We start from the raw sequence: 19,556 nt of genomic DNA, 5'->3' as shown, positions 1-19,556 counted from the left end.
CCCTCCCCCTCCCCCTCCCCCGCGCCCGCGCCCGCGCCCGCGCCCGCCCCAACAATTCATTTGCCTCACTGTCACAGCCGTGGCATACGCTGCGCACAGTAGTGGCCGCGCCCCGCGTACCGTTCTCATCTCCTCATCGGCTCATCAGCGTTTCTCATCAACGGTGTTCGGAAGCCGCGCGGCCCAACTCAGCACCCGGCCCATCCACCGGGTCTCTTTGTGGGGGTACGAATCAACGTGCGTACGCGCACCCTGTCGACCGCGCTGGCGGTCCTCATCAGCTCGTCGGCGCTCGCCGTCGGCACCGCGGGCTCGGCCACCGCCGACTCCGCCACGGCCCTGCCGATCAACTCGTACGGCGATCTCGCCGTGGACGGTGTCCACAAGCGGGTCTACATCAGCGACCCGAGCGGCAACAAGGTCGTCGTCACCGACTACGCGGGCAAGCTCGTCACGACTGTCACCGGTCTCCCCGGCGTACGGGATCTGGCGATCACGCCCGACTCCACCACCGTCTACGCGGCCGTCCCGGGCGACGACAGCGTCGTGGCCATCGCGACCGCCACCGCGACCGAGGCGACCCGGTACGCGATCGGCGAGAACGCCGATCCGCGGACGCTCGCCGTGGCCGGCGGCCGGGTGTGGTTCATGTACAAGGGGCAGGAGCCCACGCACCACCTGGGCTCGTTCGATCCGGCCGCGAGCACCCCCGAGGTCGTTCTCGACCAGCTTCCCGACGGGTGGTGGCAGGAGGCCCCCGAGCTGGAGTCCGCCGGGAACACCCTGGTGCTCGGCACCCACGGCACCTGGTCGGGCCTGGCCGTGTACGACGTGTCCACCGGCGCCCCCGTCCTCCGTAAGGAGGGAATGCCGGCCGAGGCCGCGAACTACATGAACGACTTCGCGCTCAGCACGGACGGCAAGAAGATCGTCGCCGCGTCGGGCGAGTCCCCGTACGCGGCCACCGCGATCAACGCCGAGGACCTCACCCGTACCGGCGGCTACCTCACCGAGGCCGGCAACCCCACCTCCGCCGCGATCGCTCCGGACGGCACGGTCGCCCTGTCCACGTACTCCCCGTACGACAAGGACGTCTTCGTCTTCAAGCCCGGTACGACGAAGCCGTACCGCACCTACACATACGCCCAGACCGCGACCGGCGGCGACCTCATCGCCAACCAGGGACTGGCCTGGACCCCGGACAGCAGCAGGCTGTTCGCCGTCGCCTCCGGGTACAGCAAGCACTATCTGCGCGTCCTGGAGAACGCCGCCCGCTACCCGTCGGCGGTGAGCGTCGCCGCGCCCTCGAAGGCCACGCGCGCCAAGAAGATCACCGTCACCGGCAAGCTGGCCTCCGCCAAGGCGTTCCCGGCGGGCACGAAGGTCACCGTCGTACGCACCGACATCGCCTCGCCCAAGGGCCGGTCGCTCGGTACGAAGACGGTCACTTCCGCCGGCACGTTCTCCTTCACCGACGCACCGCCCGCGGGCGGCAGTGTCGTCTACACCGCGCAGTACGCGGGCGACGCCACGCACGCGCCCGCGTCGGGCAAGGACACGGTCGCCGTCTCGCGTACGGCCACCGCCCTCTCCCTCAACCACAACGGCGCCGTCTACTCGTACGGCGCCGATGTCTCCTTCACCGCCCACCTCGGCAAGACGTTCTCGAACCGCGTCGTCGAGATCTGGGCCGACCCGGCCGGCAGCGACAAGCCCAAGAAGCTGCTGAAGAGGGGCAAGGTCAACTCCAAGGGCAATCTGTCCGCCACCGTGGACATGACCCGCGACACCTCGGTCACCGCCGTCTACGCGGGCGACACCCGCTCGGGTCCCAAGACGGTGAAGTCGAGCGCGTTCGCCAAGGTGAAGGTCTCCACGGCCGTCTCCAGGCACTACAAGACGGGCAAGATCGGCTCCACGTCGTACTACTGGTTCCACAAGAACACCGATCCGCTCCTGACGACGTCGATGACGTACTACAAGGGCCGGTCGCAGCGCTTCCAGCTCCAGGTCTACTACCAGGGCACGTGGTACGACTCGGGCTCCGAGTACTTCGCCCTGGCCACCAACGGGAAGTCGGCGGTCCAGCTCGGAGCGCCCGGCGAGGCCGGGATCCGCGCCCGTATGCGCTCCTCGTACATCAACGCGTCCTCGGGCGACACCGTGAACTCGACCACGCACGGTGCGTGGAAGTACATGTACTTCACGAAGTAAGCCTTTCGACGCCAGCCGCCAGTTCCTGAGGCCGGGTCCCGCATACGGGACCCGGCCTCACGGGCGTTACGCGCCTGAAGGGAGACCCCCACCGTGGCCCGAAATCATCGGTCCCCGAGAAGATCACCGGTCCCCAGAAGCGCGGCCGTGCTCTCCCAGAGTTCGCGCTGGACACCCGCGTCACGGCCGGGTTCCGGGCACTCCAGGGGGTCACCGTTCCGTACGGAGAAGTAGCCGCCGGTCGCGCCGGCGTACGCGGGGTCGGTGGCAAGCCGTACGACGATGCCGGCTCCGCGACGGGGGTCGCCGGCCCCGAGCCGGTTCAGAGCCTTCTCCAGCGTCCCGGAGAAGGGCAGTTCACGCCCGAGGCCGGTGGTGTTGAAGCCGGGGTCGCAGCAGTTGGCCGTGACACCGGTACCGGCCAGCCGACGGGCGAGTTCCTGGCTGAACATGATGTCCATCAGCTTCGTCCGCCCGTACAGCCGCGACGACTCACGACGGGTGTAGTCGTCGGTGAGAGTGAGGTCGCGTGCCGGAATGATGCCGCCCGAGTGCCGGGACGCCTCGGAGGCGACGGTGACGATCCTGGCGGGCGCCGAGGACACGAGGGTGTCGCGCAGGGCGTCGGTGAGGACCCAGGGCGCGAGGTAATTCACCGCGGTCATCTCGGCGAGGCCCTCACCGGTGATCCGTTGTGAGAAGGCGTGCAGCCCGGCGTTGTTGATCAGTACGTCGATCCGCGGACAGCGGGCGGCGATCTCCTGCCCTGCCCTGCGGACCTCCCTCAGCAGCGACAGATCGGCGAGGAAGAGATCAACCGGTGTACCAGGGGCGGCTTCCTCGATCTCGCGGCGCAGTGCGTCGGCCTTGGTCCGGCTGCGGGCGACGATCCCCAGCCGGGCACCACGGCGGGCCAGGTCGAGGGCGGCCAGTCTGCCGATGCCGTTCGTGGCGCCGGTCATGACGATGACGGGTCGGTCGGGTCGGTCGGGTCGGTCGTGCATCGGAGGGCTCCGCTCGCAGATCATGAGGTACCTCATCATTTCTGCGCAACGTACCATCACTGAGGTACCTCACAAACTCTCCGGCAAACTCTCTGACATGGAGGAGCGATCCTGTGAGCAGCGGTTCCGGGCCGGAACAGATCGGCCTGCGGTATCTCTCCCTGGCGAACCAGGTGCGCAGAATCGTCGATGAGCACATGAGCGGCGCCGGTCCGTCGCTGGCCCGTACCAAGGTCCTGATGGTGCTCGGGGGTCATGGCGCGCTGCGGCAGGCGGCACTGGCCGCGGAGCTGGGCTACGCGGCCCGGTCGGTCACCCAGGCCGTGGACGCGCTGGAGCGGGACGGGCTGGTCGAGCGGACCTCGGACCCCGGAGACCGCCGCTGCAAGGTCGTCGTCCTCACGCCCGAGGGCAGGGCGGCGCTGGCCGCCGGAACGGCCGCCGGTGAGGACATACTGCGGCAGGTCTTCGGGGCCCTCGGGCCTGATCAGCGGGCCGATCTGGACGCGTTGCTCGACGCCGTCGAGGCAGCCGCCACCGCCGTCACGACCCACGACGTACCCGCCGAGCCGGATCGCGCCTAGCACGCGATCCGCGCCCAGCGCACGGTCCCGTCGGTCAGTGCGCGATGCTGTCGATCAGCTCGCGCGCTCCCTGCCGCAGCAGCGAGACGGCCACGGACGTGCCCAGAGTCGCCGGATCGAGCGGGCCCGCCCACTCGTGGGCGTTGAGTACGGTCTTGCCGTCGGGCGTGAAGACACAGGCGCGCAGCGAGAGGTCACCATTGCGCTGGGCCTGGGCGTATCCGGCGATCGGCGAATTGCAGTGGCCCTGGAGGACATGGAGGAACATCCGTTCCGCCGTCGTCTCGCGGTAGGTGCCGGGATCCCCGAGGCCGCTGACGGTGTCTATCAGGACGGTGTCGTCCTCGCGGCACTGGAGAGCGAGGACGCCCGCGCCGATCGGCGGGCACATCGTCTCGGGCGAGAGGATCTCGGTGATCACATCCGCGCGGCCGATGCGTTCGAGGCCCGAGACGGCCAGGAGGATGGCGTCCGCCTCGCCCGCGGCGAGCTTCTCCAGCCGGCGGTTGGCGTTGCCGCGGAACGGGACGCACTCCAGATGCGGATGCGCGGCGGCGAGCTGGGCGACACGGCGCACCGAGGAGGTGCCGATCCGGGTGCCGGCCGGGAGTTCGCCGAGTGTGAGACCGCCCGGGTGGACAAGGGCGTCGCGGATGTCGTCGCGCTTGAGGAAGGCCGCGAAGGTCGTACCCGCGGGCAGTGGGCGGTCCGCGGGGATGTCCTTGACGCAGTGGACGGCGAGGTCCGCCTCGCCGGAGAGCAGCGCGGCGTCGACCTCTTTGGTGAAGGCGCCCTTGCCCTCGACCTCGCTCAGGTCGCCCATCCACTTGTCGCCGGTGGTCTTCACCGGGATGACCTCGGTCGCGATGCCCGGGTGGAGCGCGGCCAGCTCGGTGCGGACGCGCGCCACCTGGGCGAGGGCCATGGGCGAGTCGCGGGAGACGATACGGATCAGCTCAGGCACGGACATGCGCCCACGATAGACCGTCGCGTCCGCGCCCACGCGGCCCGCCCGCCCGGCCGCCGGAGAGACGGCGCGGGCCGACGAAACCGTACGTGGACGCCTAGGCGGTCAGCCGTTGTGCCGGATCAGGGATTCCACCAGGCCGGAGCGGGTCGCGGGAAAGTCCAGCGGTACGATCCCGAGCCCGCGCCAGCCGGTCGCCTCCGCGCCGTCGAGGAATGTATGTACCTGCGGATTGAGCCGGTCGGAGTTCCAGCGCGGCGGCAACAGGGCCGCCGTGCTGACGTAGTTGACGAACAGCTTGCCGGGCTGCTGGACGGCCTTGCGGAAGTGGGCCTCGATCTTGGGGTACTTGGCGAAGGGCTCGGCCTGGTAGTCGTCCTGGATGTCGAACAGCCCGCCGTCGCCGTACCGCACACCGGGCAGCCCGCCGTTGACCGCAAGCAGTACGACCCGGCCGCGCGCCTCGCCGAGCGTGGGCAGACCGCCGTCGAGCCGGAAGAGGGAGCGCCAGCCCTTGCCGTCGAGATAGGTGTCGAAGATCCGCCGGAACTCGGCGTCGCTCTCCTCGGAGTACTCCTGCTTGAGCCGCATCAGCACGGTCTCGGAGGGATGGTCGCGCAGGAAGTCCCGGCAGGCGCCGAGCACATCGTCGAAGTTGAGGTTCTGGTAGAACGCGGCGTGGTGGATGCTGAACGCGTTGTCGAAGGCACGGCAGCGTACGTCCAGGAAGCGGATGCCGCTGTTCAACTGCGCGGCGATGGTGGTGTTCTGGCACGCCACCCACAATCCGCCGACCTGCGCTCCGGAGTTGTGCGTACCGGGAATCGTCAGCCGCTGTACGGGCGTGGCGTCACCGAAGCCGCCCATCCAGTCCTGTGGCGCGAGCGCCTGTCGCGATGCGGCGACGGCGGGCGCGGCGCCGATGAGGGCGGTGGCGGACACAGCGAGCGCGCCGGCCAGAAAGCCGCGGCGCGTACCGGTATGTGTGCTCATACGAGGGTGCCTCCGTCTGCTGTGGGGGGTCAGCCCTCGGATTATGTCCGGTACACGTCACACGCGGAACAGGGGCGGAATGAACGGCGGCGGAAGGAACGGATCGGAGCGGCGGACGAGTCGGAGCACCGCACAAAGGATGGCAAGCCGGAGCCCACCGCCCCTGATCCGCTCACGCTCCAGGGCGTGACCGCGGAAGGCGATCCGCTATCCGTCCGTGGGGCTCGGCAGCACGATGATGCCGAGCCTGATGCTGCTGCTGTTCGTACAGACCGCCCACGCCCCTTGGGCGGGATCACTGTGCGTCAGATTGGAAGGTCCCAACCTGGCCCGTCCTCGGTGCCGATCCACACTCGCTGACCGGCGGCCGACACCGTGATGCCGAATCTCTCCTGGTGAGGTTCGCCAGCGGCCTGCCAGTGCTGCACGGCCCGCTCGACCCGATCCCACAGACGTACGGGACCGCGCTGTACGACGGTCCACCCGCCCTTGGAGTTGAGGGCCGTCCGGGCCTGCGAACCGGTGGACACGTCCCAGAAGATCTGTTCCGCTCCCGCCCCCATGCGTTCGGCCGAGGGCGCCGCGAGCTGCGCGACCCAACCGCCGGTCCAGCCGTCAAGCTTGGCGGGGTCGATCTGGCTCGGTCGCTCGTCCCCGGGCAGCAGGGCCAGCGTCGGGCGGGGCGGGCGGTCGTGCGGCCGGGCGATCATGAAGCTGGTGTAGCCGGGCAGGAACCGGCCCGTGGCCTCCCCGGGACCGGTCACGTCGAGCAGCGCGAGGGCGTTGGCGTAGCTCCACCCGGAGAGGGTGACCAGGATCTTTCCGCCCGGCCTCACCTGGCGCAGCCACGGCAGCGGGATGTACCGGACCGAACACGTGGCGATCAGCCGGTCGTACCGTCCCCCGTCCGGGTCGCCACGCAGCCCGTCACCGATGATCAGCCTGGGCGCGAAACCAGCCGCCTTGAGCGCCGCAGCAGCAGCCCCGCCTACCACCGGGTCGTACTCGATGCTGGTCAGGTTGGCGTCTCCGAGACGGTGCGCGCCAAGGGCGGTCGAGTACCCGGTTCCGGTGCCGATCTCCAGCACCCGGTGCCCGGTCCGGGCATCGAGCTGCCGCCACATGCGCAGTACCAGCGACGGCAGGGTGGACGACGACGACGGGGAGCCGGTCACGGCTCCCTCGGTCACGTCATCGGGCCTGATCCGGCCGTCCAGTTGGGTGATCAGCGTTTCGTCGGAGTAGACACCCTCCAGCCATCCGGGCTCGCCGTCCCGGACTGGTCGGTAGCTGGTCGGAACACTTCCCGGCACTGGCCTGAAGTAGGACCCCGTGAACAGCTCGCGGGGAACCGCCCTGGCGGCGTCGCGCCACTCGGGCTCCGTCAGGGTGCCCTCCTCGGTGAGTCTGTCCGTCAAAGTGTCGCGGAGCTGAGCCGATGTGCTCACGTGTCGGGGCCTTTCTCCAGTTGGTCGGTAAGAGCATGGGCGATTGCTGCAGCGGTCTCCGCCGGCTGCCACGCCCATTGGCCGTTCGGGTTGCACTCAAGGAAGTACCAGTCGCCTGCGGCGGTGACCACGAAGTCGAACGCGCCGTATAGCAAACGGAGTTCGGCGAGGTAGGCAATGACCGCATGCGCAACCGACTCGGGCACCTCCATCGGTGTGCACGTCATCAAGTCCTGACGCCGCCGCCAGTCGAGATCGGGGCTGTCGATCCGGACCCCGAACAGCCGGTCGCCCACGGCGGTTACCCGCACATCGAACGCCTTGTCAACCTTGGCTTGGAACATGTGCGGACACACGGACACGGCGTCGGTGATCTCGGCCCCGTGCACCTCCCGGACCCACACGCTGTGTGGCTGGCCGTCCACACGGTAGGGCGTGTTCCACACTGGCTTGTAGACCACTCCGGCGGGCTGGCGGGCGGCGAACGTCCGTGCCTCGTGCGGGTCGTTGGTGATCACCGTACTGGGCATCCGGAACCCGCAGCGTTGCGCGGTCGAGAGCTGTGCGGGCTTGAACTCGGCAGCTCGGTTGTTCCACGGATGATTGACGTAGCGCGCGCCCGGCAGTGACGCGAGGACGCCCCCCGTGCCCCACAGCGCTTGTTCTGCGGCGAACCGGCGGTCCTGGTCGCTCAGCCCCTGCGGCCCCTCGTAGGGCGAGGGCCTGCGCACCCAGACGGACCGAATCCGCGTGGTGTCGAGTACCCGGCTTGCCGTGCGCAGGGTGCCCCGCTGGTTGCCCGTACGGTACGTGGCGGTCAGCGAGGCACCCGTGTGCAGGTCGGTACCGGGGTCGAGACGGACCACGGGAACCCGGCGCTCGGCGAGAAGCCGCAGCACCATGTCCGCCGTCACGTCGTAGGGGTTGGTCAGCACCAGTACCGACCTGCTGTCAGTCATCAGCCGGAACTCTGGTCCTGGTCGTACGACTCGGTGGTGTCCGCGTCGCTCGCGCCGCCCGGACCGGACCCGTCACCGGGGGTGGTCGTGGTGGGCGTCAGTCCGCTCGTGCTGGTGCCGTGGTTACCCAGCTCGACCGTCCGGCCTTGCTCGTCCACGAGGACAGCGATCTGCGTTTCGGGGTCGATCACGGGCGTGTACTGCGGCACCGTGGTGGTGGCCGCGTACGGCCCCATTCGTTGCGTGCCCCACGGTGCGGGCGTCTGCGTCATCTGTGCTGTACCTCCGTCTCCTGATGGCGTCGAAAGTTCAACTCCTCGGCCATGAAGCCAAGTTGTCGGCCCCACCCCGATCGAATCGGCCTGTCCAGGGTTTCCACCACCGGGGAGGGGTCTTGGCCCACCCCGGTGGCTCACCGTCCATTGAGGAGTCACCGGGGTGGGAGTTGGAGCCCGCCCCCTCGGGGCCTGTGCAATCAGCACGGGGGAGCGATGCGGCACCGCGAGGGGGGACGGGGTTCAGGGGCGGCCGGTAGCGGCCGGTGCGGGTGTCGCTGTGGCCGACGAAGCGACGGTGAAGACGAACACGGACTGTCCGAACCGGCGTACGCGCTTCACGGGTTCCCCCGCAGCGGTGCGCACTTGAGGCAGTCGCCGTGACGGGCGTTTCTGGGTGCGTCGGACCCGGAGGGCAGACCACGCCGGTAGCGCTGACCGCCCCGCCGTACTGGCCCCACCAGTCGGCCGGAGCGTCCGGGTACGGCCCGTGGGGTCTCTGCTGACCGACTCCGGGGGCGGGAGGAGCGGCGTACAACGCCTCTGCGGCCGAACGGGGTGCTCACCGGTGGTCCGCCGAGAGGTGCCGCCGCAATCGGACGTTGCAGTCACGGCGCTTGCTCGCTTCTCCGTTCGCCCGCGCCCGGTCGTGCTCCATGGCGATGTTGTCACAGTGCGCACAGCCCGGTACCGGCTTCGGTTCGGCATCCAGCCTCAGCGGCAGGACCACTGGTGCACTCGGGCAGGTTTGCCGCTCGCTCATGCCGACCCCTTCACGTCGTCTGGATCACGACAACGCTAGGAACGTCAGGGCCTCACCTCACAGCCGATTGCACGTGATTGCACACGAGTCAGACAAGCGAGTCTCGCGCCTTGTAGATCAAGGCACGCGCCCGCGCACCGTAGACAGCCATGTCGGCGAGCTTGGTGTAGGTATCCGAATATGCCTTGACCTCGCTGGGCTGAGTCAGCGTCAAGTAACCCGACACCAACTCCACGTTGACTTGCCCGTTGTCATAGATCCAAAAGTTCTCAACCGGAAGTTGAGGGCGTCGCTGACCGACAGGAATGACGCCGAGACTGACATTGGGCAAGGCACTTACGGTGAGTAGATGCTCCAGCTGTTCTTCCTGTGCTGCCCCCGTACTGAGTGTGTTTCTAAGAACAGGTTCTTCGATCAGGAAAGCGAACACCCGCTGCCCCTCACGCAGCACTCGCTGTCTCTCCATACGGGCCGCCACCGCGTCGGCCACATCATCCATTGGCACCCGCTGTTGCTGAATCGTCCGAAGCACGTCCTCGGTGTACTGATAGGTCTGAAGGAGTCCGGGAAGTGCCCACACGCTGTACGAGCGGAAACGTCGTGTGCGCTGGTACAGCGGCAGCCGTTCCTCTTGGGACCGTTTGAGTCCCGCGCGCTCCAACCGACGCCACGTCAGCCAGGTACCCTCTGTGGCCCGAAGCGAGGCGATCAAGTCGCCTGTCTGATCCTCGGCACCGCACGCCTGGCACCACGACCGAATATCGTCCTCACTCGGTTGCGTCTTCGCTGTTGAGATCCGAGAAACCTTTGAAGGGTGCCAGCCGCACAGGGCCGCGAGATCCTTTCCGTCCAGTCCGGCATCCTTGACCAAATCGCGTAGACGGTTGGCCAAGGCTTGCCGGGCCACTTGGACGCTGGATGATGCTGATTGCACTAGACCGGCTTGTACTCCTCGTGAGGCGTGGCCCGCTCCCAGACGGAATCGAATGCAGCACTGCACCACGCAGCCAGGTTTGCGTCGTTAACGTACTCGCGTTCCGTCAGAACGCCGTCGCCGCTGAAGTGATGGAAAAGCACCAACTCACCGTCGAATAGCCAGAAATCCACAGCGGGCACCGCGAGGTCTTTGGCTTGGCGTCGCGGAAGCCAACGAACATCCTCACCGGCGGCGATATTGGTCACTGCATAGTCATATTCCCACCGAACGTACTCGGTCAGAGGTTCGGAGACCACGCGGGCACGACGAACCGCGACTCCACGCGAAACAGCAGCCTGTACCGCGTCGTGCCAGCCTTCCCACCAGTCCGCACGGTTGTCCGGCGTGAACGTGCGGCCCTCGCGCCATTCGAGGAAGTCGGGATCAGTGCTCGCGTACTGATCCCGAACCTCTAGATGGATGGCGGTTCGTCGCGCACGGGACAACGGCTCACGCGCCGGAGGCTTCATCGGCGATGCCTCCATCCGGTCGAGGGATGTACTGGATCATGGCCTTCGGCAACCGAATGATCGCTTCATGGTCCGGGACGTCCGTCCCCTGGCCGGGGATCGAACCGATCTCCTGGCATGCCTTCACCTCCTCCTCGGTGGCCCGGTAGGACTGGATCAGCAGGTCTCCGCTGTCCTCGTCCAGCCAGATGGTGGGCGAGTCGTCCTTGCCGGTGTTCGGAATGATCCCCAGGAAACGCAAGCGCATGACCTCTCCCTGTGTCGATCCGATTGCAGCAGATTGCTTGAGCGTCACCCACCCGGCCCGCGCCGTCAAGCGGCTCTGGACGTGGCTTCGCTTGTACCGGGCCGCCCGGTACTCCGTATAGACGATGAACCACGGCTCAGCCGAAATCAGTTCCAGAAAGCGGGCATGGGCGTCGTCTCCGGAGTGCATCGCCTCGTCAGCGCGCTCTCGCCAAGTCTTGACGAACTGTCGGCAGTATTGCGTGTCCCGCTCCTTACAGCGGACCGCCTCGGCTTCCTCGGCGGCCCGCAACTGTGCTTCGGCCGAAGCGCCATCAGACCAGGACGTCAAAGCCATCGGGGTGGGCGTCCCCGCGTGGGCCGGGCTACGACGTCTCGGTCGATACGGGCGGCGAGAGCCTGCGTGCCGGACCCCGCCACCGCGACAAGATCTGCCGGACAGGTCCTAACGGCCGTTGGCAAGGTACGCGGCGTGTTCCGTGTCCAGGTCGACCACCGTGAACTCATGGAATTCCATGATCAGCTGGCCCGCCAGGACCCATCTGATCTGCCAGCTCTCGAACGGCACGCCGTCCGCGCCGTACGCCACCGGGATTGGCCCGCCGGGTCGGTACAGCGCCCCATGCACCCCTGCCGGCGCGAACCTCCGTACCCGCAGGGCCAGATACTGCTTCCGCAGGTGCGGACACGCCTCCACCGAGGCCACCGCACACGGCACGCACAGCGGCGGATGCGTCGTGACATCACCCGGCTTCCACCGGCCCGGATCGTCCGCGTCCTCCCCCACCAGCCACAGCGTCCCCTCGGGCGTACGGTCCGACGGGCCCCCGCAGACCTGACACAGCAGCTTCCGCATCGCCCGCCGCTGCCGCAGAAAATGCACCCGCCCGGCGCTGCCGGGCAGCCTTCTGCGTCACCCGGAGATGAGAGCCGCAATTGCGGCGCATGACTTTGGCACAGTCTTTCTTCTTGCCCGGTCCGAGGCCGGGATCAGCTACTCAAAGATTGCTGCCGAATGCGAAATCAAGCCGGAGCGCGTGGGTACGCTCGCTCGCGGTCAGGGCAGTATCACTTCCTTTGACAAGATCGCCAAGATTTCTGATGCGCTCCGCATCCCCGGAGCGCTGCTCGGCCTCGCTCCCCAGGCTTGGGAGACGAGCGACCCCGTTGCTCGTTCGTCCGCACCGTCGGCACACATCACCAGAACGCTCCGAAACGGAGGCAGCACAGTGCGGCGCAGAGAATTCTTCAGGTCGTCTGCCGGCGCGGGGCTGGCAGTGGGGCTTCATGAACTCGTTCAGCTCGAAGCGGGACCACGGATCGGGCGGGACATACCCGTCCGGCTGCGGAAGCGTACGGCGCGCCTGCGTCGGCTTGACGACGTCCTGGGCGGCGGCGACACGTACCGCGTCTATGCCGGGGAGTATCAGGCCACCAAGGCGCTGCTCCGTGATGGCAGTTACACAGAGGAGACCGGTCGTTCCCTCCTGTCCGTACTGGCCGAGCAGGCCTAGCAGGCCGGATGGGCGGCGTTCGACGCGGGCAGGCACGCTGACGCGAGCGGTCTCTACGAGGCCAGCCGTCAAGCCGCCGTCGCGGCGGGCGACGACGCGCTCGCCGGAAACGCGCTCGCCTTTCTCGCTTACCTGAAGGTCAGCAGCAGCCGCACCGCCGGGGTGGAGACCGCTGTCCAGTCGTGCCGCACAGCGGGGCCCGGCGCCCCGGCCGGCGTGCGGGCGCTGCTCTACGGGCGGCTCGCCTGGGCGTACGCCGCCGCCGGGAACGTCAGCGAGACCGAGCGCGCGCTGAACACCGCGGAAGCCGTGCTCGGTGAGGCGGGCGGGGTCCCGGAACCCGACTGGGCGACGTGGGACGGCAACGGACTCCAGATCATGACCGCCCGGTGCTGGACCGAATTGCGCCGCCCGCTCCGCGCGATCCCCGTCCTTGAGGACGTGCTGGCCCGCTACGACGACACGCACGCCCGCGACAAGAGCCTCTACCTGTCCTGGCTCGCCGACTCGTACCTAGCGGCCGGGGAGATCGAACAAGCCGCCACGACCGCCGACCGGGTGCTGGAGCTTTCAGCCGGGGTGGCATCGGTACGCCCACGGCGCCGTATCGCGCCGGTCCTTCAAGGTCTCAGCGCCCACCGCACCGTACCGGCCGTGGCCGAAGCACTTGACAGAGCAGGGGGCTGACGTACCAACGTCCGCGTCACGGCTCGGTCGTCGTCCCGACCCAGCGCAGATACGCAGCCGAACCCGCGACGAGCGCAACCGCGCCGGCCGTTCGGGCCGCGTGAGCACGGGAGGGCGGGGTGGTAGGGCCTTTGGGAGGGGAACGGGTACGGCGCGCCGGCCTGGCGGCGCGATGCGAAAGGGCGGTGAGCCGAAGCCCACCGCCCTCATGGCGTCAGCCCCCCGCGGGGCCGCCCGTACCGCGAACTACCGGATGATCGTGATCCGGTCCGCCGCCGGCGGGGCCAGCGGGGACTGGGCCGACGAGTTCGCCGCCAGGTACGCGTTCAGCAGGTCCAGGTCCGAGGGACCGACCAGCTTGTTCTTGCCCTGGGCGAGCACCGCGAAGCCGTCGCCGCCGCCGCCGAGGAACTCGTTCATCGCGACGCGGTAGGTCTTCGCCGGGTCGATCGCCTCACCGTTCAGCTTCACCGAGTCGGTGACGATGCGGTCCGCGCCCGTCTTCGTCATGTCCAGCGTGTAGGTGAGGCCCTTCGAGATCTGGAGGATCTTCGGAGAAGCCGCGTTGGAACCGCTGACCTGCTGCTGGAGCGCGGTGACGATCTGCGCACCCGTCAGGTCGAAGACGTTCATCATGTTGGTGAACGGCTGGACCGTGAAGGCCTCGCCGTAGGTCACGACACCGTCGCCCTCGGCCGCCGACGCCTTGTAGACCAGGTCGGCCCTGATGCCGCCCGGGTTCATGAAGGCGAGCTGCGCGCCGCCCTTGTCGGCCGGTGCTGTGCCCGCGAGCTGGGCGTCCGCGATCAGATCACCGAGCGGGGACTCCGGGCTCGTGGAGCCGCGGCCGTTGATGTCCGCGGAGATGTAGCCCTGCGGAGTGTTGGCGATCGGCGCGGCCACCTTGTTCCAGCGCGCGATCAGGTCCGTCATGTCCTGGGCCTTGGGCTGGTCACGGCTGACGATGTGGTTCGCCGACTTCACGCTCGTGCGCACGATGTCGTCGGTACGACGGTCGTAGGTGAGCGTGGTGTCCGTGTACAGCCTGCCGAACGACGCGGCCGAGGTGACCAGCCGCGGGTTGCCGGCCGGGTCCGGGATCGTGCAGGCGTACGCGTTGTGCGTGTGGCCGGTGACCAGCGCGTCGACCTGCGGCGAGATGCCCTTGGCGATGTCGACGATCGGACCGGAGACACCACCGCCGGGCGCCGGGCTGTCACAGTCGTAGTTGTACGCGGAAGAGGCCGGCGAGCCGCCCTCGTGGATCAGCGCGACGATCGAGTTGACGCCTTGCTTCTCCAGCTCCTTGGCGTACTTGTTGACCGTCTCGATCTCGTCGTGGAACTTGAGTCCCTTGACGCCCTCGGCGGTCACGATGTTCGGCGTGCCCTCCAGGGTGACACCGATGAAGCCGATCTTGATGCCGTGGCTCTTCCAGATCTCGTACGGCGCGAGGATCGGCTTGCCGGTCTTCTCCGACGTCACATTCGCCGCGAGGTACGGGAAGTCGGCGCCCTTGAACTTCTTGCCCTTCTCGTAGCAGCCGTCGGTCGGGTGACAGCCGCCCTTCTGGAGACGGGCCAGCTCGACGGCGCCTTCGTCGAACTCGTGGTTGCCGACGCCCGTCACATCGAGGTCGAGCTTGTTGAGCGCCTCGATGGTGGGCTCGTCGTGGAAGAGGCCGGACAGCAGCGGGCTGGCACCGACCATGTCACCGGCCGCCGCGGTGATGGAGAACTTGTTGCCCTCGCGCGCCTTGCGCAGCGAGGTCGCCAGGTACTCGACACCGCCGGCGGGAATCGCCTTGGTCGTACCGTCGGCCTGCTTCTCGTTGACGTTCCCGGACGAGCCCGCGGGCGGCTCCAGGTTTCCGTGCAGGTCGTTGAAGGAAAGAAGCTGCACCTGGACCAAGTCGTCCTTGTGGTGGCCCTTGTTCTTCTCACTGTCCTGACTCGCCACGGCCGGCATCGCGGCGACGAGCGCTCCGACGGTGGCCAGGCCCGCGGCAGCGGCGAGTACCCGCCGTGTCGCGCGCTTCTTCTGCGGTCTCGCTGACATCGGTCCCCTTGTGGATCGAACGTATGCCTGAAGATTTTTGAGGGTATTCAGGTTCTTGAGGGTGTTGAGAATCATGAAAAGTCCGGAGTCTGTGAAGACTGCGTCGGCAGCCTAGAGTCAACGCGCGTAGCGCGACAGGGGGTACCGGGTTACGAACTGGTTGATTTTGCGGGTGGAGAGGCTGTCGGGGGACGGGCGGATCTGCGTTGCGGGGCCGCCGTCGCCGTACTCTCGATCCATGACTGACGCAGCAGCCCGCGAGCCCGGCCGGCAGATCCAGACACTTGACGCGCTGACCACGGAGCAGGCCGAGGACGTCCTCGACCTGCTGGCCGACGCGGTCGCCTCGGACGGCGTACAGGCCATCTCGGAGCAGGGCAGGCTCCAGTTGCGCGGTGGACACCGCGAGGGCGTACGGCACTTCCTGCTCAGCGTCGAGGGCGGACTCGTCGGCTACGCGCAGTTGGAGGACACCGATCCCGTCGAGGCGCCGGCCGCCGAACTGGTCGTACGGCCCGGCTGCCGCGGTCAGGGCCATGGCCGGGCGCTGGGCGCCGCGCTGCTGGGCGCGTCCGGCAAGCGGCTTCGGGTGTGGGCGCACGGCGGCAAGTCGGCCGCCCGGCATCTCGCCCAGGTGCTCGGGCTGACGCTCTTCCGCGAACTGCGCCAGCTGCGGCGCCCGTTGGGCCCGCCGGGCCTTCCCGAGGCGGCGCTGCCCGCCGGAGTCACCATCCGTACGTTCGTACCGGGACAGGACGACGCCGCCTGGCTCGCGCTCAACGCCGCGGCCTTCGCGCACCACCCGGAACAGGGCGCGCTGACCCAGCGTGACCTGGAGGACCGTATGGCCGAGCCGTGGTTCGACCCGAAGGGCTTCTTCCTGGCCGAGCACGGCGGCGACCTGATCGGGTTCCACTGGACCAAGGTGCACGCCGAGGACCGGATCGGTGAGGTGTACGTCCTCGGCATCAGGCCCGACGCGCAGGGCGGCGGTCTCGGCAAGGCGCTCACCGTCATCGGGCTGCGCCATCTCGCGGCGCAAGGTCTGCCGACCGCGATGCTGTATGTGGACGCGGACAACGCGGCGGCGGTGACGGTGTACGAGCGGCTCGGCTTCCGTACGCACGAGGTGGACCTGATGTACCGCACGGAGTCCTGACCGAGGGTCCCGGAGCACCGAGGGTCCCGGAGCACCGACCGGCGGTCCCGGAGCCCTGGCCGACGGCCCCGGTCAGCCCGTCCGACGGTCCCGGCCGCCCCGCCCGACCGGCCGGGGCCGTCCCATAACAGCGCACGCACGGCCCGTAACAGCGCGCACTCCGGCGCGCCCACGCCACCACCGCGCCGGCGCGCCCCCGATCCGCTTCGGAAAGCCCCCGGGGAGCCCCGTCCCGCTTTCCTTCACGTCATGTCACCGTTACCGGCCATTCAGACGGTCTTGCGACTCTCTCTCAATGCAGCCCGCTCTGCCCCCCACACCGAACGGCAGGATCCGCCTCGCCCCTGCCCTCTCCGACGCGCCGGTCGTCCCCTCTGCGCGGAAGAATGGGGACATGAGCCAGCAGCCCGCCGAGGTACCGGTACAGCAGACCCAGCCGTCCGTAGGTTTCATCACCGCCCACCGCCCTCACACGGTCGCCACGGCCTCGTCCGGCCTCGAACCCGATCTGGACTCCGACCTCGATGTGTACGAGGAGGACGGCGACCAGGAGGGCGAGCTGCCCCACGGCCGGTTCCTCGACCGTGAGCGCAGCTGGCTCGCCTTCAACGAGCGCGTCCTGGAGCTCGCCGAGGATCCCGCGACTCCGCTGCTCGAACGGGCCAACTTCCTCGCCATCTTCGCGTCCAACCTGGACGAGTTCTTCATGGTCAGGGTGGCCGGTCTCAAGCGGCGCATAGCGACCGGCGTCGCCACCCGCTCCGCGTCCGGCCTCCAGCCCCGTGAGGTCCTCGATCTGATCTGGACCCGCTCGCGCGAGCTCATGGCCCGGCACGCCGCCTGCTACCAGCAGGACGTCGCGCCCGCCCTGGCCGACGAGGGCATCCACATCATCCGCTGGCCCGAGCTGACCGACAAGGAACAGGCGCGTCTGTTCACACTTTTCCGACAGCAGATCTTCCCGGTCCTCACACCGCTGGCCGTGGACCCGGCGCATCCCTTCCCGTACATCTCCGGGCTCTCGCTCAATCTGGCCGTGGTCGTCCGCAATCCCGTCAGCGGGCACCGCCACTTCGCGCGCGTCAAGGTGCCGCCGCTGCTCTCCCGCTTCCTGGAGGCCTCGCCGCAGCGGTACGTACCGCTGGAGGATGTGATCGCCGCACACCTGGAGGAGCTGTTCCCCGGGATGGAGGTGCTGGCGCACCATATGTTCCGGGTGACCCGTAACGAGGACCTGGAGGTGGAGGAGGACGACGCCGAGAACCTCCTCAAGGCTCTGGAGAAGGAACTGATGCGGCGCCGCTTCGGCCCGCCGGTCCGGCTGGAGGTCGAGGAGTCGATCGACCCGTACATCCTCGATCTGCTGGTCCGCGAGCTGAAGGTGTCCGACGCCGAGGTCTATCCGCTGCCGGGACCGCTGGATCTGACGGCGCTCTTCGGGATCTCGCGGCTGGACCGGCCCGAGCTGAAGTACCCCAAGTTCATAGCGGGCACGCACCGCGATCTCGCCGAGGTGGAGTCCGCCTCCGCGCCGGACATATTCGCCGCGCTGCGCGAACGCGACGTGCTGCTGCACCACCCGTACGACTCGTTCTCGACCTCCGTCCAGGCCTTCCTGGAGCAGGCCGCGGCCGATCCGGACGTGCTGGCCATCAAGCAGACGCTGTACCGGACCTCCGGCGACTCGCCGATCGTGGACGCGCTGATAGACGCGGCCGAGTCGGGCAAGCAGGTCCTCGTCCTGGTCGAGATCAAGGCGCGCTTCGACGAGCAGGCGAACATCAAATGGGCGCGGAAGCTGGAGGAGTCCGGCTGCCATGTGGTGTACGGCCTGGTCGGGCTGAAGACGCACTGCAAGCTCTCGCTGGTGGTGCGGCAGGAGGGCGACACCCTGCGCCGGTACAGCCATGTCGGCACGGGCAACTACCACCCGAAGACGGCGCGGCTGTACGAGGACCTCGGGCTGCTCACCGCGGACCCGCAGGTCGGCGCGGATCTGTCCGACCTGTTCAACCGGCTCTCGGGCTACTCGCGCCGGGAGACCTACCGCCGGCTGCTGGTCGCTCCGAAGTCGCTGCGTGACGGACTGATCGCCCGGATCAACAAGGAAGTCGCGCACCACCGGGCGGGACGGCCCGCGTATGTCCGCTTCAAGGTCAACTCGATGGTCGACGAAGCGATCATCGACGCCTGTTACCGGGCCTCGCAGGCGGGCGTTCCGGTCGATGTCTGGGTCCGGGGCATCTGTGCCCTGCGCCCCGGCGTCGCCGGGCTCTCCGAGAACATCCGGGTGCGCTCGATCCTGGGCCGCTTCCTGGAGCACTCCCGGATCTTCGCTTTCGGCAACGGCGGGGAGCCGGAGGTCTGGCTCGGCAGCGCGGACATGATGCACCGCAATCTCGACCGGCGTATCGAAGCACTGGTCCGGGTCACCGATCCGGCCCACCGCGCGGCACTCACCCGGCTGCTGGAGACCGGGATGTCCGACGACACCTCCTCCTGGCACCTCGGCGCGGACGGCAACTGGACCCGGCATGCCACGGACCAGGACGGCCGGCCGCTGCGGAACGTACAGGAAATGCTCATAGACGCCCGGAGGCGCCGGCGTGCAGCACCATGAAGTGGACATCGAACCCTTTACCGCGGGCGACACCGACCGCCTGACGGCGGGCGAGGTCCTGGCCGGATATCTGCACGCGCGCGCGGGAGACTTCCTGCGCGGGCTGCGGATGTACGGCGAGAGCGGCTCGGACACGGCGGCGGCCGAGGCCGCGGCCCGTACGCTGCGCGGCGCGGCGCGCAGGATCGGCGGCGGACTGCACACATACCGGCCGCTGCTCGATCCGGCCTGGGCCGATCAGCTCCGTACGGAACTGGGCTGGCTCTCCGGCACCCTGGCCCAGGAACACGCGTGTACGAGCAGGCTGCACCGGCTGCTCGGCGCGCTGGCCCGGCTCTCGGGCGCGACGGCGGCGTCATCGGCGGCGGCCGTGTCGGTCTCGTCGGTCTCGCGTACGGAGGACCAGCCCGAGGGCGTGCCGTCAGGTCCGGGCACGCTCACGGTCGGCGCGTCGCGCGCGGGAGCGCTGCTGGACCGTCAGCTCACTCTCGCCAGGACGCGCGCCCACTCGGCGGCGCTCCAGGCGCTCGGCTCCTCGCGCTTCCACGCGGTGGCGGACGCGGTGGCCGTACTGGCCTCGGAGGTACCGCTCGGGCCGCTGGCCGCGGCGCCCGCCGTG

Annotated in this window: 18 protein-coding genes; 7 read left to right on the top strand and 11 right to left on the bottom strand. The window is 68.6% G+C overall.

The features are described 5' to 3' along the window. The first annotated feature begins 237 nt into the window (after positions 1–237). Entirely contained in the window at positions 238–2,214 is a 1,977-nt protein-coding gene (locus GA0115259_RS13215) for a YncE family protein (RefSeq protein ID WP_093595557.1), read from the top strand. A 104-nt stretch (positions 2,215–2,318) separates the two neighbouring features. Here the strand turns inward: GA0115259_RS13215 and GA0115259_RS13210 are convergent, their stop codons facing one another. Continuing rightward, positions 2,319–3,176 carry an SDR family NAD(P)-dependent oxidoreductase gene (locus tag GA0115259_RS13210; protein ID WP_237539967.1) on the bottom strand — a complete coding sequence of 286 codons (858 nt, stop codon included), beginning with the start codon at positions 3,174–3,176 and terminating at the stop codon, positions 2,319–2,321. Positions 3,177–3,331: 155 nt separating this feature from the next. On the opposite strand from GA0115259_RS13210, the gene GA0115259_RS13205 reads away from it, so the two are divergent. Beyond that, on the top strand, positions 3,332–3,802 hold the full coding sequence (locus GA0115259_RS13205; protein WP_256097991.1) for a MarR family winged helix-turn-helix transcriptional regulator: 471 nt from the start codon (positions 3,332–3,334) through the stop codon (positions 3,800–3,802). A gap of 34 nt (positions 3,803–3,836) precedes the next feature. On the opposite strand, the gene hemC is transcribed toward GA0115259_RS13205, so the two are convergent. From hemC to GA0115259_RS13155, 9 genes are all read right to left on the bottom strand, one after another. Further along, positions 3,837–4,772 carry a hydroxymethylbilane synthase gene (hemC, locus tag GA0115259_RS13200; protein ID WP_093595554.1) on the bottom strand — a complete coding sequence of 312 codons (936 nt, stop codon included), beginning with the start codon at positions 4,770–4,772 and terminating at the stop codon, positions 3,837–3,839. 102 nt (positions 4,773–4,874) lie between these two features. After that, positions 4,875–5,762: a phosphatidylinositol-specific phospholipase C gene (locus GA0115259_RS13195; RefSeq protein ID WP_093595551.1), complete on the bottom strand. Its 888-nt coding sequence runs from the start codon at positions 5,760–5,762 to the stop codon at positions 4,875–4,877. 305 nt (positions 5,763–6,067) lie between these two features. Continuing rightward, positions 6,068–7,210: an ATP-grasp peptide maturase system methyltransferase gene (tgmC, locus tag GA0115259_RS13190; protein WP_093595548.1), complete on the bottom strand. Its 1,143-nt coding sequence runs from the start codon at positions 7,208–7,210 to the stop codon at positions 6,068–6,070. Continuing rightward, positions 7,207–8,169 carry an ATP-grasp ribosomal peptide maturase gene (gene tgmB / locus GA0115259_RS13185; RefSeq protein WP_093595545.1) on the bottom strand — a complete coding sequence of 321 codons (963 nt, stop codon included), beginning with the start codon at positions 8,167–8,169 and terminating at the stop codon, positions 7,207–7,209. Before tgmB ends, tgmC begins: the two co-directional genes overlap by 4 nt. Next, the gene (gene tgmA / locus GA0115259_RS13180) at positions 8,169–8,441 is read right to left on the bottom strand and encodes a putative ATP-grasp-modified RiPP (RefSeq protein WP_093595541.1); all 273 of its coding nucleotides are present in this window, start codon (positions 8,439–8,441) and stop codon (positions 8,169–8,171) included. The genes tgmB and tgmA overlap by 1 nt, the downstream gene beginning before the upstream one ends. 854 nt (positions 8,442–9,295) lie before the next feature. Continuing rightward, positions 9,296–10,114, bottom strand: a complete 819-nt coding sequence (locus tag GA0115259_RS13170) for a helix-turn-helix domain-containing protein (RefSeq protein ID WP_256097990.1) — start codon at positions 10,112–10,114, stop codon at positions 9,296–9,298. A gap of 26 nt (positions 10,115–10,140) precedes the next feature. Further along, on the bottom strand, positions 10,141–10,653 hold the full coding sequence (locus tag GA0115259_RS13165; protein WP_093595535.1) for a DUF6879 family protein: 513 nt from the start codon (positions 10,651–10,653) through the stop codon (positions 10,141–10,143). Next, entirely contained in the window at positions 10,634–10,900 is a 267-nt protein-coding gene (locus tag GA0115259_RS13160) for a hypothetical protein (RefSeq protein WP_093595560.1), read from the bottom strand. Before GA0115259_RS13160 ends, GA0115259_RS13165 begins: the two co-directional genes overlap by 20 nt. A 444-nt stretch (positions 10,901–11,344) precedes the next feature. Further along, positions 11,345–11,755 (bottom strand): hypothetical protein, encoded by a 411-nt coding sequence (locus GA0115259_RS13155; protein ID WP_093595532.1) that lies wholly within the window; start codon positions 11,753–11,755, stop codon positions 11,345–11,347. 67 nt (positions 11,756–11,822) lie between these two features. Here GA0115259_RS13155 and GA0115259_RS41750 point away from each other — a divergent pair, with 67 nt between their 5' ends. Together GA0115259_RS41750 and GA0115259_RS41745 are read left to right on the top strand one after the other, a co-directional pair. Then, complete coding sequence (locus GA0115259_RS41750; RefSeq protein ID WP_237539966.1) at positions 11,823–12,413, top strand: hypothetical protein; 591 nt, start codon at positions 11,823–11,825, stop codon at positions 12,411–12,413. A 162-nt stretch (positions 12,414–12,575) separates the two neighbouring features. After that, on the top strand, positions 12,576–13,100 hold the full coding sequence (locus GA0115259_RS41745; RefSeq protein WP_237539965.1) for a tetratricopeptide repeat protein: 525 nt from the start codon (positions 12,576–12,578) through the stop codon (positions 13,098–13,100). Between the two features lie 246 nt (positions 13,101–13,346). Here GA0115259_RS41745 and GA0115259_RS13145 read toward each other — a convergent pair whose 3' ends face one another. After that, complete coding sequence (locus GA0115259_RS13145; protein ID WP_093595529.1) at positions 13,347–15,158, bottom strand: bifunctional metallophosphatase/5'-nucleotidase; 1,812 nt, start codon at positions 15,156–15,158, stop codon at positions 13,347–13,349. 238 nt (positions 15,159–15,396) lie between these two features. Here GA0115259_RS13145 and mshD point away from each other — a divergent pair, with 238 nt between their 5' ends. The 3 genes from mshD to GA0115259_RS13130 form a co-directional block, all read left to right on the top strand. Next, a complete protein-coding gene (gene mshD, locus GA0115259_RS13140) occupies positions 15,397–16,317 on the top strand; it encodes a mycothiol synthase (protein WP_093595526.1) in 921 nt (306 codons plus the stop codon). 394 nt (positions 16,318–16,711) lie between these two features. Continuing rightward, positions 16,712–18,937 (top strand): RNA degradosome polyphosphate kinase, encoded by a 2,226-nt coding sequence (locus tag GA0115259_RS13135; RefSeq protein WP_093595523.1) that lies wholly within the window; start codon positions 16,712–16,714, stop codon positions 18,935–18,937. Continuing rightward, positions 18,924–19,556, top strand: a 633-nt coding sequence (locus tag GA0115259_RS13130; RefSeq protein ID WP_256097989.1) for a CHAD domain-containing protein, incomplete at its 3' end; no start/stop codon positions are given. The genes GA0115259_RS13135 and GA0115259_RS13130, both read left to right, overlap by 14 nt.

This window comes from Streptomyces sp. MnatMP-M17 (assembly GCF_900091995.1).
Lineage (GTDB): Bacteria > Actinomycetota > Actinomycetes > Streptomycetales > Streptomycetaceae > Streptomyces.
This window is presented reverse-complemented; position numbering and strand designations above follow the sequence as displayed.